Annotated in this window: 13 protein-coding genes and 1 riboswitch; of the genes, 5 read left to right on the forward strand and 8 right to left on the reverse strand. The window is 62.8% G+C overall.

Translation table 11 applies throughout. The features are described from left to right. Positions 1–34: 34 nt before the first annotated feature. From cobO to LVD11_RS02540, 5 genes are all read right to left on the reverse strand, one after another. The gene (gene cobO, locus LVD11_RS02520; RefSeq protein WP_237055614.1) at positions 35–661 is read right to left on the reverse strand and encodes a cob(I)yrinic acid a,c-diamide adenosyltransferase; all 627 of its coding nucleotides are present in this window, start codon (positions 659–661) and stop codon (positions 35–37) included. Between the two features lie 92 nt (positions 662–753). After that, entirely contained in the window at positions 754–2,616 is a 1,863-nt protein-coding gene (locus tag LVD11_RS02525) for a TonB-dependent receptor plug domain-containing protein (protein ID WP_237055616.1), read from the reverse strand. Positions 2,617–2,740: 124 nt separating this feature from the next. Further along, positions 2,741–2,909, reverse strand: a riboswitch (cobalamin riboswitch). Between the two features lie 23 nt (positions 2,910–2,932). Beyond that, complete coding sequence (locus tag LVD11_RS02530) at positions 2,933–3,703, reverse strand: ABC transporter ATP-binding protein (RefSeq protein WP_237055618.1); 771 nt, start codon at positions 3,701–3,703, stop codon at positions 2,933–2,935. Beyond that, on the reverse strand, positions 3,700–4,695 hold the full coding sequence (locus tag LVD11_RS02535) for a FecCD family ABC transporter permease (RefSeq protein ID WP_237055620.1): 996 nt from the start codon (positions 4,693–4,695) through the stop codon (positions 3,700–3,702). The genes LVD11_RS02530 and LVD11_RS02535 overlap by 4 nt, the downstream gene beginning before the upstream one ends. Further along, complete coding sequence (locus tag LVD11_RS02540) at positions 4,679–5,518, reverse strand: ABC transporter substrate-binding protein (RefSeq protein ID WP_237055622.1); 840 nt, start codon at positions 5,516–5,518, stop codon at positions 4,679–4,681. Before LVD11_RS02540 ends, LVD11_RS02535 begins: the two co-directional genes overlap by 17 nt. 166 nt (positions 5,519–5,684) lie before the next feature. Here LVD11_RS02540 and LVD11_RS02545 point away from each other — a divergent pair, with 166 nt between their 5' ends. Next, complete coding sequence (locus LVD11_RS02545) at positions 5,685–6,068, forward strand: DUF6249 domain-containing protein (protein WP_237055630.1); 384 nt, start codon at positions 5,685–5,687, stop codon at positions 6,066–6,068. A 41-nt stretch (positions 6,069–6,109) separates the two neighbouring features. Here LVD11_RS02545 and radA read toward each other — a convergent pair whose 3' ends face one another. Beyond that, positions 6,110–7,528 (reverse strand): DNA repair protein RadA, encoded by a 1,419-nt coding sequence (gene radA, locus LVD11_RS02550; protein ID WP_255775221.1) that lies wholly within the window; start codon positions 7,526–7,528, stop codon positions 6,110–6,112. Positions 7,529–7,683: 155 nt separating this feature from the next. On the opposite strand from radA, the gene LVD11_RS02555 reads away from it, so the two are divergent. After that, positions 7,684–8,391, forward strand: coding sequence for a 4'-phosphopantetheinyl transferase family protein (locus LVD11_RS02555; RefSeq protein ID WP_237055634.1), 708 nt, complete (start codon positions 7,684–7,686; stop codon positions 8,389–8,391). 17 nt (positions 8,392–8,408) lie between these two features. Here LVD11_RS02555 and ppk2 read toward each other — a convergent pair whose 3' ends face one another. After that, entirely contained in the window at positions 8,409–9,203 is a 795-nt protein-coding gene (gene ppk2, locus LVD11_RS02560; RefSeq protein WP_237055635.1) for a polyphosphate kinase 2, read from the reverse strand. A 299-nt stretch (positions 9,204–9,502) separates the two neighbouring features. Further along, positions 9,503–9,664: a hypothetical protein gene (locus LVD11_RS02565; protein WP_237055637.1), complete on the reverse strand. Its 162-nt coding sequence runs from the start codon at positions 9,662–9,664 to the stop codon at positions 9,503–9,505. Positions 9,665–10,058: 394 nt separating this feature from the next. Here LVD11_RS02565 and LVD11_RS02570 point away from each other — a divergent pair, with 394 nt between their 5' ends. The 3 genes from LVD11_RS02570 to nqrF all read left to right on the forward strand — a co-directional run bounded on the left by LVD11_RS02570 (position 10,059) and on the right by nqrF (position 15,457). Beyond that, entirely contained in the window at positions 10,059–12,788 is a 2,730-nt protein-coding gene (locus LVD11_RS02570; RefSeq protein WP_237055638.1) for a TonB-dependent receptor domain-containing protein, read from the forward strand. 75 nt (positions 12,789–12,863) lie between these two features. Next, entirely contained in the window at positions 12,864–13,595 is a 732-nt protein-coding gene (locus LVD11_RS02575) for a hypothetical protein (RefSeq protein ID WP_237055640.1), read from the forward strand. Then, on the forward strand, positions 13,592–15,457 hold the full coding sequence (nqrF, locus tag LVD11_RS02580; protein ID WP_237055642.1) for an NADH:ubiquinone reductase (Na(+)-transporting) subunit F: 1,866 nt from the start codon (positions 13,592–13,594) through the stop codon (positions 15,455–15,457). Before LVD11_RS02575 ends, nqrF begins: the two co-directional genes overlap by 4 nt. The last annotated feature ends 35 nt before the right edge of the window (positions 15,458–15,492 follow it).

Genomic DNA, 15,492 nt, shown 5'->3' on the forward strand with positions numbered 1-15,492 from the left:
ACGCTTGTCGCGGGGAGCTCAGACAACGGAAAACTCACCACTCAATCCCCTTACGCGCGGAAACGCCCGCCTCAAAGGCGTGTTTTTCCGCGCGCATTTCCGTCACCGTATCGGCGACATCCTTCAGGTACTGCTTCGCCCCACGGCCGGTGATAATCACCGACTGTTCCCGCGGGCGGTTCGCAATCGCTTCAGTCACGGCATCGCGATCGAGCCATTTGTAATTGAGCGCGTAAGTGAGCTCGTCCAGGACAACCAGGTAAACCGATGCATCCTCCAGGGCGTTCCGCAGTTTTTCCCAGAGCGCCAGTGCCGCTGCCTTGTCAGCCTCGAAATCCTGAGTTTCCCAGGTGAAATCGGTACCCATTTCATGCCACTGCAAGGGGCAGCGTTCCGCAGGGAGCCCGGTAAGCAGGTTTTTCTCCCCACACTCCCAGGCTCCCTTGATAAACTGCCCCACAACGACCTTGTAGCCATAGCCGAGGGCCCGGGTTACCGTGCCCACCGCCGCAGTGGTCTTGCCTTTTCCGTCGCCGGTATAAAGGATGACGATACCGCGCTCTTCCAGTGCTTTCGCGACACCGGCATCGACAATTTCCTTGCGTTGCTGCATGCGCTTCTTGTGGCGCTCGGCCTTTTTACCTGTGTCCGAATCGCTCATGGACAAAACCCCGCTTTTATAAATTACTCGCCATGGCACAGGCGGCGGCCGCTGACCGCGACCGCCTCCCGGCAATGGTGACAGCTGGGGGCCTAGAGCGTCAGCTCCAGCCCGGCATAAACCGCCGCCCCGGCCGTATTGTAGCCGGCCACTTCACGGTAATCCTCATCGAGGACATTCTCACCACGCAGGTTCAGTTGCAGCGAGTCGGAGACCCGGAAGGAGGCCTTCAGGTCGAGAACGCCGTAATCATCCAGGGCGACCGCAGGACCGAAAAAATCCGGGTTCGGGCTCAGCCGGTTTGCCACCCGCCGCCAGTTTGCCCCCAGCGCGAGCCGCTCCCCCAGCAGGCGATAGCTGCCGCCCAGGTTGTAGACCTGCTGCGGCACCTGCAGGCGCTGGTTACCATCCGCGCTTTCGGCATCCAGGAAGGTTCCGTTGAAGTACCAGTCCAGCCTGTCCGCAAGGGTGCCCGACAGGGCCAGCTCGATCCCCTCGGAGCGGCTTTCTCCATCATCCTGCCCGTAGGCACCGAAACCGGAATTCCCCAGGCTGTAGTCAAAGATGATGGCATCCTGGATCTGCTGGTCAAAATACACCAGCTCCAGCTGCAGCCGCCCGGCAAGCCGGTATTCGCCAGCCAGTTCATAGCCATGGCTGGTTTCCGGCCCCACCGGCGCAGCCCCCTCGCCAACGTTGTACGCCAGCTCAAACGGACTGGGTGCCCGGTAACCGGTGCCGTAGCTGGCTCGCAGTTTGGCTTCGCTATGGTTGCCCAACAGGATTGGATAGGCGATGGAGCTACGCCAGCTATCGTGCCCCCCGGTTTCCAGGCTGTCGCGACGAATACCGACAGAGTAATGAACTGCCCCGCCCAGATCGGCCCGCCATTCGCTGAAGACTCCGAGGCTGTCCAGTTCCCGGGCATCGAAGGCGCTGGAGAATTCCTGCTGCTCGTACTCCGCCCCCCAAAGCAGCTCGCCACCGGCGAGTGCCGTGTTGCCCACATAGTTGAGTTCGTCGATACCACCATCAACAGCAAAGGTACTGGCTCCCACCGCGATGCTGTCCCGCTCGATCTCCTGTCGTGCCACCGCCAGCTGGTTGGAGATGCCGGAAACCCGGTAGTCGGCACTCAGGCGATAGCTGCCCTGGGTGTATTCGTCGAGGCAATCATTGGAAGTGGAAAAGCCGGCGAAGCAGCCATCAAACTCCGACTCGGTGTCGGTATGGCGCACCTGCGCGCGCAGGGCCAGGCTTTCGCTGGGCTGGTACCCGAGCTGGGCGCTGGCAGTGCGATTGCGATAGCCGTCCCGTTCGCCGCGGGTATCCGCCACCTGACTGTTGTAGCCGTCGGTGTCGAACGCGCCCAGGTTGATGCGGTAATCCCATTGCTCACCCTCGCCATACAGGCTGGCACTGGTATCCCGACTGCCGTAGCGCCCCGCCTCGACCGCCAGGGATGCGCCAAGCGGGGCATCAGCTTTTTTGGTGATGATATTGATTACGCCGCCGGCACCAGCGCCATACATCATGCCCTGCGGGCCGCGCAGGACCTCCACGCGCTCGATATCGCCCGCCAGCAGGTGCTGGAACTGTGTAGCCACCTGGGTATTGGCAGGGTCGGCAATATTGACACCGTCCAGTAACACCAGGGTGCGGTAATTGCTCTCGCCGCGCAGGTAGAGATTGCTGACTTTGCCGGCGCCACCGTTATTGCTGACAGCGATTCCCGGCAGGCTGCGGAGGACATCCAGCAACCTGGCATAGCCCAGCCGTTCGATATCGGCAGTGGTAACGACCGATACCGATACCCCCAGTTCCTGTCGAGGTATTTCCACGCGGCTGGCAGTAACGGACATCTGTTCCAGTTCACCGCTGTCAGCGGCGGACACGGTCTGGCTGGCGGCAGCCAACAATGGCAGGACCGCCGCAGGGAGAAGAGTTTTGTTCACAGTGATTCCCCAATCTCGAAGAAGGACGGATTGAGGGAGGGTGAGTGCAATCGGTGCGTACCACAGGGACCGGAAGCGGGCTTCCAGGATCGCCTTGCACAGACCAGACAAAGCCCTCCGCTTTATCCTACGAATGCAGAGGGCCGGTATCGGGCTTACCGCGGTAGCGGCTCACCGTTGCGGGGGCAGCGCCGGAATTACTGTAACCAGTTCACCGGACTTCCCGTTTAACCCGACCAAGCGCAATTCCTACCGAGGGAAAAGACACTGCCGGGCACCCAAAGCGGGCGGCAGTATAACAGTGAAGCGCCTGGGGCTACAGCAGGTCCAGCGGTACAAAATCCGCCACGCCGTCACGCCAGCGGAGCTCGCAGCTGATACCGTAAACCTCACCGATCAGTTCTGGCTTGAGAACATCCGCCGGTACGCCCTCGGCCCGCAGGCGTCCCCTCTCAAGCAGCAGGATTCGGTCACAGTAGCGGGCCGCCAGCGCCAGGTCGTGCAGCGCCAGCACCACCGTGCGCCCGCTGTCTGCCTGTCGGCGAAAGTTCTGCATCAGCTGCAGCTGGTGGCGGATATCCAGCGCCGCTGTGGGCTCGTCGGCAACCAGAAATGGCGCTTCGCCCACCAGCAACCGCGCCAGCTGTACCCGGCGCAACTCACCCCCGGACAGTTGCGTCACCGGGCGTTCGGAAAAACCCCGGGCATCCACCTGCCGCAGCGCCGCCGCCACCCGCCGCTGCCGGTCCACCCGTTTCCCCCAGGGCAGCAGTCCCAGGGCTACGAAATCGCGGACCGCCAGGCTCCAGGCGGGCACCTCCGCCTGGGGGAGATAGGCACATAACTGCGCGCGCCTGGCAACAGGGATTGCTGCCGAGTCCAACTCCCCGAAATCAATGCGCCCGGCGGCCGGGGACAACACTCCGGCCAGCGCCTGCAACAGGCTGCTCTTGCCCGCGCCGTTCGGGCCCACCACCGCAGTGAGCTCTCCCGGTTGCAGCCTGCAGCTGAAGCCCTCGATAACCCGCTCGCGGCGACGCTCAACAGCCAGCCCGTGACAGGAAACCACCAGGGTAGAGTTCCTCATAGTGTCCCCGCCCGACGTGCGCTCACGATCAACCAGAAGAAAAATGGAGCGCCGATAAACGCGGTCACCGCACCGATGCGCAGCTCCTGCGCGCCAATAAAGTTAAGCACCAGGATATCCGCCAGTAAAAGCAACAGTGCGCCGGCAAGCGCGCTGGCCCAAAGCAACCGGCCCGGATCTTGCCGGACCAGTGGCCGGACCAGGTGCGGGACTACCAGGCCGATAAACCCGATGGTGCCGGCCACTGCTACCGCGGCGCCCACCGCCGCGGCTATGCCCAGCAGGATGGCCAGCGGATAGCGGCGCCCGCCATAGCCCAGTGAAACCGCGCTCGCCTCACCCAGTGACAACGCCCGCAGGTAATTGCGGCCACTGAACAGCAGCAGCGCCCCCACTGCGACAAAGGGGAAGGCCAGCAGAAGCTGGTCCCAGCCGCGATTGGCGAGCGACCCCAGCAGCCAGAAGACGATTTCCTGCATGGCAAACATACTGGGGGCATAATTAAGGGCCAGCGCCATAAGGGCCGAAAGGAAGGCATTGATAGCCACCCCCGCCAGTACCAGCCGGCTGGCACTGGCGCCGCGGCCGGCCAGCAACCAGACACAGGCCACCGCCGCGAATGCGCCGCCAATCGCCAGTAGCGGCAACAGCCAGCCCGCCTGCCAGGCCAGCCCGTAGTACAGAAGCAGTATGGCCGCCAGCGCCGCGCCACTGCTCACCCCCAGCAACGCCGGTTCCGCCAGCGGGTTGCGCAGCATGCCCTGCATGGCAGCCCCCCCCATGCCCAGCGCGGCACCCACCACCATGGCCAGCAGGGCCCGGGGCATACGCAACTGCCAGAGGATTACCGCATCGCTTCCTTCGCCGCGCCAGCCACTGGCCAGCGCGCTGCCCAGGTCGATGGTCACCGGGCCGCTGGCCAGGGCACCGATCAGTGCCAGCGGCAGGGCCAGCACTATCAGCGTCAGTATTGCGTTACTGCGATTCAACAAACTCTGCTCTCTTTTCCGTGAGTTTTTCCAGGGTCTCCCCGGCCACCAGCGCCGGGCAAAAACCCAGCTCTGCCGGCAACGTAAACACCCGGCCGCGCTCTATATAGCGCCGGATTACCGGGTGGCGCGTTGCCAGGTGCGCCAGCGCAAAGTCCTTTTCGCCGCCATACAACACCAGCAGGTCCGGTTGCGCGGCAATCACCTCTTCCAGGCTCACCTTCTGCAGCTGTTGCGCGCCTTGTTCGGCAGCCAGGTTGCGGAAACCGGCGCGTTCCAGCAGCTGGTGCTCCAGCATGCCACTGCCGTACGTAATATTGTTCGCTGACAGGATCAATGCGGTTGGTGTCTCGCCGGTTTTTCCGCTCGCCACTGCCGGCGCTTGTAGCGCAAGCAGCGACTGCAGCTTGTTATAGTGGACCTCCAGCGGCGGGTTCTTACCCAGTACCGAGCGCAATGCCTGCAGCTGCTGCAACAGCTGCTCCAGGCTGTAGGCGTCGGGGATCTTGACCACCCGCACCCCCAGCTCGTGCAGGCGCGACGCCGCGCGACCGGCACCGTACTGCCCTGCCAGTACAAGGTCGGGGCCCAGCTTCAGCAGTTCTTCCGCCCGCCCGCGGTTCAGGTGCAACCCCTCCGGCAGGGGCCCGCGGCGATAGTGGTCATCGCCGGCCAGCCAGGTCACCGATACAATTTTCTCCGGCGCCACCCACTCCAGCAGCAGCTGGTCCAGGCACAGGTTGAGCGACGCAATCCTCTCCTGGGCCAGGGCGACGGGCGCCATGGCCAGTAATAGCAGTGGCAGTAACCGGGACACATAACGCATCGCTGCTCTGGTTTCCTTTACTATCTGTTCCCTGGGCGTAGCGCGGTGAGAAAATCCGGTTCCCGATGGCCCAGCTGACGGAGGGTGCATCCAGATTGCCTTGTCGATGCATCATACCGACTGCATGGGCAAATAGTTAACGACAAAGAAAAAGACGGAGAACACCGTGAACGAATCAACTCTTGCACTCCTGGTCCCCTTCGGGGTCTTCCTGCTGATCGGGGTCTCACTGTGGCTGGTTTTGAATTTCCACGCCAAAAAGAACCTGGAAATCCAGAACACCCTGCGCCTGGCGCTGGAGAAGGGCGTCGAGCTGACACCGGACCTGATTGAGCGCCTGGGAGCCAACAAGAAGCCCCACCCGTTGAAGGACCTGCGGCGGGCCATCGTCTGGATAGCGGTTGCCGCAGGAATCGCCGCGTTTGGCATCTTCGTCCCCGACCCCAGCAATCAGGCCATGTATGCCCTGCTGGCAGTCGCCACACTCCCCTTCGCTATTGGGCTCGGCTATCTGGGCATGCACCTGTTTTCGCGCCAACAACCGGCCTGACGCGAAGACAGGGCCGGGGCAAGGGACCAGCCCCGGCGCAGTCAGCCCATCTCTATCGCACTGAGCGCTTCCGCCAGGGTCTTGACCGCAATGATTTCCATCCCCTCGATATCGCTCTTGAGGCGATTGGCAGCCGGGACAATCGCCTTGCGGAAACCGTGCTTGGCGGCTTCACGCAGGCGCTCCTGGCCGTGGGGTACCGGGCGTATCTCGCCCGCCAGGCCCACCTCGCCAAACACCATCAGGTCACGCGGCAGCACGCGGTTGCGGAAACTGGATACCACCGCCAGCAACAGGGTGAGGTCGGCACTGGTCTCCATGACCTTCACGCCTCCCACCACATTGATAAACACATCCTGGTCACCGACAAGAACACCGCCATGCCGGTGCAGCACCGCCAGCAGCATATTCAGCCGGTTCTGGTCCAGGCCCACCGCCACCCGGCGCGGGTTGCCCAGGCTGCTGTCGTCCACCAGCGCCTGCAGCTCCACCAGCAGCGGGCGGGTGCCCTCCCACACCGAGGTCACCACCGAACCGGCAGCCACCTCCTCGGCGCGCTGCAGGAAAATCGCAGAGGGGTTGGAAACCTCTTTCAGGCCCTGCTCGGTCATGGCGAAGACCCCCAGCTCGTTGACCGCACCAAAGCGGTTCTTGTGCGCGCGCAGGGTGCGGAATCGGGAGTCGTGGGTACCCTCCAGCAGGATGGAACAGTCAATGATGTGTTCCAGCACCTTGGGGCCGGCGAGGCTGCCGTCCTTGGTGACATGCCCCACCAGCAGCAGCGCAGTCCCGGTCTGCTTGGCGTAGCGGGTCAGGTAGGCGGCACTCTCACGCACCTGGGCCACCGAGCCCGGGGCCGACTGCACATCGCTCATATGCATCACCTGGATCGAGTCCACCACCATCACCCTGGGCTGGACATCCTTGGCGACATGGCAGATACGCTCCACATCCGTCTCGCTCAGCATCTGCAACTGGTCCGCCGGCAGGCCCAGCCGCTTGGCACGCATGGCCACCTGCTGCAGGGATTCCTCACCGGTGATGTAAAGCGCCGGCATCTGCTGCGACAGCTGGCACAGGGTCTGTAGCAGAATGGTGGACTTGCCGGCCCCCGGATGGCCGCCAATCAGAACCACCGAGCCCGGCACCAGGCCCCCGCCCAGTACCCGGTCCAGCTCCGAGGCGCCGGTGGGTGTGCGGGGTAATTCGGTCAGGTCGATCTCCGACAGTTTCTGCACTTTGCCGGCACCGGCCGCGCCGGCGTAACCGGACTGGGCATCGGTGAAGTTGGCCGCACGGCTGTCCCGGTGCTCGGTGCCCAGGCGCACCTCGCTGAGGCTGTTCCAGGCGCCGCAGGCACTGCACTGACCGGTCCACTTGGAGTAGTCCGCACCGCACTCGTTACAGACAAAAGCGGTCTTGCTTTTCTTGGCCACGGCCTGTCCCCCGGAACTTGGCATAAATTAGGAATGAATCGTGTGGGCGCAAAGTTTACCTGTCTGTGACGACCGGGGCGAACCCGAGACGCCCCCGGGGCCAACCGTACTGGTGGGGATTCCCCGCGGCAGTTAGCATACTGCCCCTGGGCCGATGACTACCCGAGGAACCCGCGACCATGACCACCTTCAGCTGGCTGCTGCGGCTCGATGATATCCCGCCCGGCGACGCGCGCCTGCCGACACTGTCCGGACTACTGTCAGCCGAGGAACGGCTATATCGCGAGCGCCTGCACGGTGACGCTGGCCGTCACCGTTTCCTGCTGAGCCGGGCCCTGCTCCGCACCGTGCTGGGCGAGCTGACCGGGCGCCCCCCTGAATCACTGCGCTTTTCGCGGCTGCCCAGTGGCAAGCCCCTGCTGGTGGACGACCCCGGCCTCCATTTCAGCCTGAGTCACAGTGGTGACTGGATTGCACTTGCGACCAGTGAACGGAGCCCGGTGGGCGTCGATATCGAACAGCCGCGCCCCCACCGGGATGTCCTGCGCATTGCCCACCGCTACTTCCACCCGGACGAGTGTGCACTGCTGGAGGCGCCACCCGCAGCGGATACCGAGCGCCAGTTCTATCGCCTGTGGACACTCAAAGAGGCCTTCTTCAAGGCCAGGGGTACGGGGATTTCCGAGGGGCTGGGACGGATCAACCTGGCCACCTTTGAACGGGATCACCGGGCACTGATCGATCCGGAGCTGGAGGGCGACGCCCCCTGGCAGTTCTACTACGCGGAGAACCCGCAGGCAGACACGCGCGATTTCTACCTGGCGGTGGCGGGACAGGACCCGGATCTGGAAAGGCTGCACCTGGTGCGCGGCCTGCCCGGGCAGTGACGCTTTGCCGGCGGGGCTCAGGGGGCAATCCTGCCGCTCAGCAGTTCCCGGCCATCATAGGGGAAGACAATTGCCGGGTCGGGTTTTTCTGCGTGGTGCCCGCTCTCCGGGCAGGCGACCGCCCGCAGCAGGTGGCGAATGACATTCAGCCGCGCCTGTTTTTTGTTGTTGGCGCGGACCACGGTCCAGGGCACCTGCTCGGTATGGCTGCGGGCAAACATCTCGTTGCGGGCCTGGCTGTACTCGTCCCAGTGTGCCAGCGCCACCTCATCGACAGGACTGACCTTCCACTGTTTCAACGGGTCCCTACGCCGGTCCTCGAGCCGGCGCTCCTGCTCCCCGCGGTCGATGTCCAGGTAATACTTGAGGATCTGGATACCGGAGTTCACCAGCATCTGCTCAAACGGCACCACTGACACCATGAACCGGCGATACTCCCGATCAGTACAATAGCCCATCACCCGCTCGACGCCGGCGCGGTTGTACCAGCTGCGGTTAAACAGCACCATTTCCCCCTCTGAGGGCAGGTGCGGGACCCAGCGCTGGAAATACCAGCTGGCGGTATCCCGGTCCGATGGTTTGCCCAGCGCCACCACGCGGGTTTCCCGCGGGCTGAGGTGCTGGACGATGCGCTTGATGGTACCGTCCTTGCCGGCCGCGTCGCGCCCCTCAAACAGCACCAGTATCTGCAGGTTGTTCGCGATCAGCTGGCGCTGCAGGGATACGAGGCGGATCTGCAGGTTCCGCAGCTGCGCCTTGTATCCTCTCCTCACTTCCTTGCGATCTCGGTCACCACGCTTCTGCCCCTTCATTGCAGCCTCCCGGCACTTACCCGATTCCCACTCCTGTTTGCCTTCCACCTGTCGCCAACATCGACTCGTCACATCGAAGACTGATAACACGAAACAATAAGGTAAAAGGATGCCTGTCCGCACTGCCGCCGGAAATCCACAAAATTTTTTTAACCATGCCTGTTCCCCGCCCCACTGAATGACCGGCATCCCGATTTTTAGTGAAAGGCCAACCGCCAATCAGACTTGTATAGACAACTGTTAGCGCTTATTCTCGAGCTGCCTGATCATAATAATTACCTGGCTTTAAAGATTTGATGTCACTTGCCCTCACTCGCATATTGCTGATTACGCTGGCGCTGGCCCTGAACGGCCAGGCGTTCGCGGCACCCTGTCCCGGGGGCAAAGGTGGTGGCGATCACGGTGGTGAACATCACCCGGTCGGGCAGGCAGAAGAAAGCTGCGCCCCTGAATCCCATCACTGTGAAACAGGTTCAGCTCAGGCTCCCGCAAATCAGGATAGCGGCATTGACAGCTGCGAGCAGGCCTGTAGCTGTTGCCCGGGCCACTGCGCGAGTGCAATCACTGCCCAGAGTGTCCATGGCCCCGCAGCGCAGACGCCTGTGGCGCACACTCTCTACGCAGAACTCCAGTCATCCCCCCTCCCCGAAGCCGCCCTGCGGCCACCCATCACTGCCTGAGCAGGATTGGTGCGCCCGCAGTAACCTGGACCAGGCACTGGGCCACCCACGGTTTTCTCAACCTTCGTACACAAGCAGCACCCTGTCTTAGGGGCGCGTAGCCGCACGCCTGGCTTACGCGCGCAACCAGTCGCCTCGCGACAGGTATAACAAGTTAGAACCAGAGGACAACTAAATGACCCGTCCCAATAACACACTGACAAGAACACCGCTCTTCCTCGCACTTGCCACTGCAGTCGCAGGTTATGGCCAGCTGGCCCTGGCGCAGGACGACAGCACTGTCGCCAAGCCGGAAATAGAGGAAGTCAACGTAACCGGCACGCGCATCAAGCGCGCTGACATCGAGGGCGTCGGCCCGGTGACCGTTTTGAGCGAAGCCTCCATTGAGGCCACCGGTCACAGCTCACTTGAAAACCTGCTGCAATCCATTCCCGCGGCAGCGGGCTTTGGCGGTAACCAGACCAACGCCTACTGGACATCAAATGGCTGGGGAACTCCGCAAATCAACCTGCGCGGCCTCGGCATCAATCGCACCCTGGTAATGGTCAACGGCCGCCGGGTCGTCAATGGCGGCACTGGTGCCAATAGCAGTGTCGACCTTTCCATGATCCCCATGTCACTGATTTCCAGCATCGAAGTCCTGAAAGACGGCGCCTCTGCCACCTACGGCGCCGATGCTGTGGCCGGCGTGGTGAACCTGATTACCAAGAAGGAATTCGACGGTCTGGAAATTGAAGGCAAGTATGGGCAGACCGCCCTCGGTGACGGCGAGGAAACTGTGCTCGACCTGACCTGGGGAGTATCCGGTGACCGTGGCAATCTGATGGTCAACATGAGCTACCAGGATAATGGTCCCTCCCCCCTGGTCGATCGCGTGCCCTGCCCGCTGACCAGCGACAGCTACTCCGAATGCAGCGGCAGCTCCTCAACCATCGGTGGCCGCGCGACCCTGCCCACCGGGGCAGTGCTGGCAGACGGCACCGTGCTGACCGAGCCGACCCGCATCAACTTCAACCAGGACCCGAACGGCAACGGAGACTTTTACGAGCGCTACGACGGTGCCAGGCACGGTTTCAACTACAACCCCTACTTCAATGCCGTGCAGCCCATCGAGCGTTTCAGCTTTACCAGCCTGGGCAACTTTGCGCTGTCCGACTCGGCCACCCTGTTTACGGAACTGATGTTCACCAACCGCCAGTCCATGCAGCCGGCCTCTCCGGCAAGCCTGTCAGGTATTGCCTACTCCGCCGATCACCCAACCAACCCCACCGGCACCGATTTCGTGCTGGAGCGTCGTCGCCTGCTGGAAAACGGGGCGCGCGACTTCTATCAGGAAGTGGATACCTGGCGCGCGGTGACCGGTATCGAGGGAGATATCAACGGCAACTGGGGCTATGAAGTCGCCTTCAACTGGGGGCGCAATACCGCCACCGATGCCATTGCCAACAACATCAACATGCAGCGTGTGGGCGAAACCCTCGATCCCAGCCTGTGCGGCATGAACGGTGTCCCCTGCGCCGACTACCTCGGCTACGGTGACGTCACCGCCGATGTGCTCGACTACATCGTGTTCAACCAGGAAGGCACCGGCGGCAATGAGCAGAAGAGCATCAGTGCCAACGTCAATGGCGACCTGTTCGAAATGCCGGCAGGTACCGTCGGCTTTGCTGCCGGGGTCGAATGGCGCGAGGACAGCGGCTGGCGCAAACCCGACTCACTGGTGCAGGCGGGCTACGCCCTGGGTAACCAGGCGGACCCGATCTCCGGCTCTACCGAGGCCCGCGAAGTGTACGCGGAAATGCTGGTACCGGTACTTGCCGGGCTGCCGCTGGTGCAGTCGCTGGACATGGACCTGGCGATGCGTTACTCCGATTACGACCTGTTCGACGGCGAGGACACCTACAAGGCGGGCCTCAACTGGCAGGTAAACGACATGCTCAAGGTGCGGGGCACCATGACCACGGCATTCCGCGTGCCCAACGTGCCGGAGCTGTTTGGTGGTGTGTCCGAGGGCAACCTGACCACCGTGGATCCCTGCTCCGATTATGCCTCGCTGGACCCATCCAGCACTGTCTACCAGAACTGCCAGGCCGCTGGCGTGCCCCTCAACTATACCCAGCTGGGCACTACCATCCTGACCGACCGCGGCGGTAACCAGAACCTGACCCCGGAGAGTGCCGAGACCTTCACCCTGGGCCTGGTGCTGCAGCCGCTGGATGGCCTGTCGCTCACCGTCGACTACTTCGATATCGAGATTGAGGACGCCATTCGTGAAGTCTCCGGCTCCACCAAGCTGGCCATGTGTTACGAGTCGGCCAACCTCAGCCACGCCTTCTGCGCACCGGACCAGCACACCCGCAACCCGGTCAACGGCGACGTGAACTACCTGTCCACCCAGAAGTTCAATACCGGCATGGAGTCCATGCAGGGCATCGACTTCGGCGCGCTTTATGATTTCGACTTCGCCGGCCTGTCGCACACCCTGGACTTCAAGGCCTCGTACCTGAAGGAATACGAGACCGTGGCATTCGACGGGGACGAACCGTTTGTGCTCGCCGGCTACATCGGCAGCGGCAACGGCGGCTACCCGCACTGGCGCACCAATACCTCGCTGACCACGCGTGGTAACCAGTGGAGTGGCACCTACTCAATCCGCATGATCGGCGAGGGTGACGATTTCAATGCGGACAGCGGTATCGGTTCCAGCATGCCCAACATCTTCTACCACAATGTCCAGTTCTCGTACGCGATGAGCGAGGCATTGCGGATGAGTGTGGGTATCGACAACCTGTTCGACCAGGAAGCACCACGGGTGGCCAGCTGGACGGATGGCAACACCGACACCATGACCTACGACCTGGCGGGCATGCGCAGCTATCTGCGGATGACCTACCGGTTCGACTGAGACATTCACGGTGGCGGGAGTTAAACTCCCGCCCAGTGTCTAATTTCTCAACAGTTGTTATAAAGAGAATAAAGAATGCAAACGGCATCCGTTTCCAGAAAGGTGCATAAGTGGATTTTCCTGTTTATCGGAATCCAGGCCCTGCTTTGGACCCTGAGCGGGGTTTACATGGTGGTGGTGGACCTGGACTTCATCCACGGAGACCACCTGGTAAAAAACCTGCGTGAGCCCCTGCCCGATGACCAGGCGCAAGTCACCCCCACCGAAGCCCTGCTGCAGGAGTACAGCAATCCACGCTTTGTGCAATTAAAAGCGATCAAGGGAAAACTGTTCTACATCCTGCGCGACGATAATGGCGCACACCTGATTGATGCCCGCAGCGGTACCGAGGTATCCCCGATAGACCGGGCGCGCGCCAAAGAGCTGGCAGAGTACTACTATGCCGGCGAAATGCCCGCCGCCACCGCGGAGCTGATCGAGAGCAACCCGCCCACCGAGCTGCAGTCCCGCCCTCTGCCGCTCTGGCGCATCGACTTCGACGATCGCTACGGCACCAGCTTTTATATCCACCCGGACACCGGCTCGCTGGTGACCCGACGCCACGACTACTGGCGCGCATTCGACTTCTTCTGGATGCTCCACATCATGGATTACGAAGAGCGCGCGGATATCCACAACCCGCTGCTCCTGACCGTAACACTGGCCAGCCTCGGCGGCGTGATCGCCGGCCTGGTGCTGTTGTTCTACAGTTTCGGGCGCCGCCGCAGTGAGACACCCGACCCGACCCAGGCGGGAGGTGCACAATGAACTTCATCAAGACAGCCCACAAATGGCTGAGCCTGGTTATTGGCTTGCAGTTGGCACTGTGGCTCGCCAGCGGTCTCGCCTTTGCCCTGCTGGACTCAAGCGTGGTCAGTGGGCGCCACCTGGCCGAACGCCAGCCGGCGCAGTCGATCGCGCCGCAACAGTCGCTGCTCTCCCACGCGGAAATCGCCCGGCGCCATCCGGGTACGGAGATCTTCTCCATCCGCCTGCAACCGGGCCTCAATCGCCCGGTCTACCGGGTGGAGACTGCAGACGGAATCCAGCTGCATGATGCCCGCAGTGGCGAAACGCTGGTCATCGACGCAGCCATGGCCGCCGACATCGCCGCACGGGACTATGCCGGCGACGACAGCCTGGTTGGCGAACCGGTCCTCCTCGAGTCCGGCACCATGGAAACACGCGGCCACAGCGGTGCCATCTGGCGGGTGGACGTGGCCGATGAGTTCGGCACGACCCTGTACGTTTCCGCCCGGGATGGGCAGGTACTCGAGCGCCGCAACGATAGCTGGCGGCTGTTCGACATCTTCTGGATGCTGCACATCATGGACTACACCGAGCGGCAGGACTTCAACAACCCGTTCGTCATCGCCTTTGGCATCGGCGCCCTGCTGATGTCCATCTCCGGCTGCCTGCTACTGTTTTCCAGCTTCAGCCGCCACGATTTCAACCTGGTGGCAAAGCTGCGCCGCAGCAAAGTGGTGGTGACCCTGCTCGATCGGGCCGCAGCGCCGATCCAGGAGCTGGCGCTGCCCAGCGGCGTGAGCCTGTTCGACGGACTCGCCGCAAACGGTGTACAACTACCGTCCAACTGCGGCGGCGGCGGCAGCTGCGGCCTCTGCCAGGTGCAGATGCCGGCGGACACACCGGTGACCGGCAGCGAGAAGGCTCTTTTGTCGCCAGCCGAGTTAGCTGCCGGCTATCGCCTCGCCTGCCAGCAGCGCGCCAGCGGCGCAACCCGCCTGGTGCTGGATGACAGCGTGTTGCAGGCCTGCCAGTTCGAGGCCGAGGTGGTTGAAACCCGTTTCCTGACGCCCTTTATCAAGGAAATCCGGCTTCGCCCTGACAGCGGCGGGCCCTTTTCCTTCCGTGCCGGCAGTTTTGTGCAAGTGGAGATCCCTCCACACCAGCTGCGGCTGGGAGAAATGATTGTGGAGCCCGCTTACCGCGACGATTGGCAACAGTGGCGCGACACCCCTGCCGGCGCGCACGGCGAGCCTGTGCGGCGCTCCTACTCGATGGCCAGCGCCCCGGGCGAGGCCCTGACCGGCACCGACGGAGAGGGCATCATCTCCCTGAATGTCCGCATCCAGCCGCCGCCCCCGGGCCAGGCCGCAGCGCCTGCCGGCGCCGGTTCCAGCTATATGTTCAACCTCACCAGGGGTGACCGCGTGCACCTGAGCGGCCCCTTTGGCAGCTTCCACGCCAGCGACAATGACCGGGAGATGATCCTGATCGGTGGTGGCGCCGGCATGGCACCTCTGCGCTCGATCATCGTGGACCAGCTGCACAACCGCGGTAGCGGGCGAAGGATCCACTTCTGGTACGGCGCACGGAGTCTTCGTGAGGTCTTTTACGAGGACCTGTTTGATGCCCTCGCGGCCGAGCACCCCAATTTCCACTGGCACCTGGGGCTGTCGGAACCGCACCCGGATGACCGCTGGTCCGGCCCTACCGGTTACATCAGCGATATCGCCGCGGAACAGTACCTGCGGCAGCACCCGGACCTGGGCAGCTGCGAGTTCTACCTGTGCGGCCCGCCGGCCATGCTGAAGGCCAGTATCACCATGCTCACCGGACTGGGCGTAAGCGAGGAACAGATCTCCTTCGACGATTTTGGGTGCTGAAGTGGGGCTCTTGGTGAACCGGCATACCGGGGCGT

Source organism: Microbulbifer sediminum, from assembly GCF_021729035.1.
In the GTDB taxonomy this organism is placed as follows: domain Bacteria; phylum Pseudomonadota; class Gammaproteobacteria; order Pseudomonadales; family Cellvibrionaceae; genus Microbulbifer; species Microbulbifer sediminum.

Excerpts from the sequence above, each read along its gene's own strand:
- LVD11_RS02530 (WP_237055618.1), bottom strand. The coding sequence starts at position 3,703 with ATGAGGAACTCTACCCTGGTGGTTTCCTGTCACGGGCTGGCTGTTGAG.
- radA (WP_255775221.1), bottom strand. The coding sequence starts at position 7,528 with ATGCCAAGTTCCGGGGGACAGGCCGTGGCCAAGAAAAGCAAGACCGCT.
- LVD11_RS02555 (WP_237055634.1), top strand. The coding sequence starts at position 7,684 with ATGACCACCTTCAGCTGGCTGCTGCGGCTCGATGATATCCCGCCCGGC.
- LVD11_RS02540 (WP_237055622.1), bottom strand. The coding sequence starts at position 5,518 with ATGCGTTATGTGTCCCGGTTACTGCCACTGCTATTACTGGCCATGGCG.
- ppk2 (WP_237055635.1), bottom strand. The coding sequence starts at position 9,203 with ATGAAGGGGCAGAAGCGTGGTGACCGAGATCGCAAGGAAGTGAGGAGA.
- LVD11_RS02570 (WP_237055638.1), top strand. The coding sequence starts at position 10,059 with ATGACCCGTCCCAATAACACACTGACAAGAACACCGCTCTTCCTCGCA.
- LVD11_RS02575 (WP_237055640.1), top strand. The coding sequence starts at position 12,864 with ATGCAAACGGCATCCGTTTCCAGAAAGGTGCATAAGTGGATTTTCCTG.
- cobO (WP_237055614.1), bottom strand. The coding sequence starts at position 661 with ATGAGCGATTCGGACACAGGTAAAAAGGCCGAGCGCCACAAGAAGCGC.
- nqrF (WP_237055642.1), top strand. The coding sequence starts at position 13,592 with ATGAACTTCATCAAGACAGCCCACAAATGGCTGAGCCTGGTTATTGGC.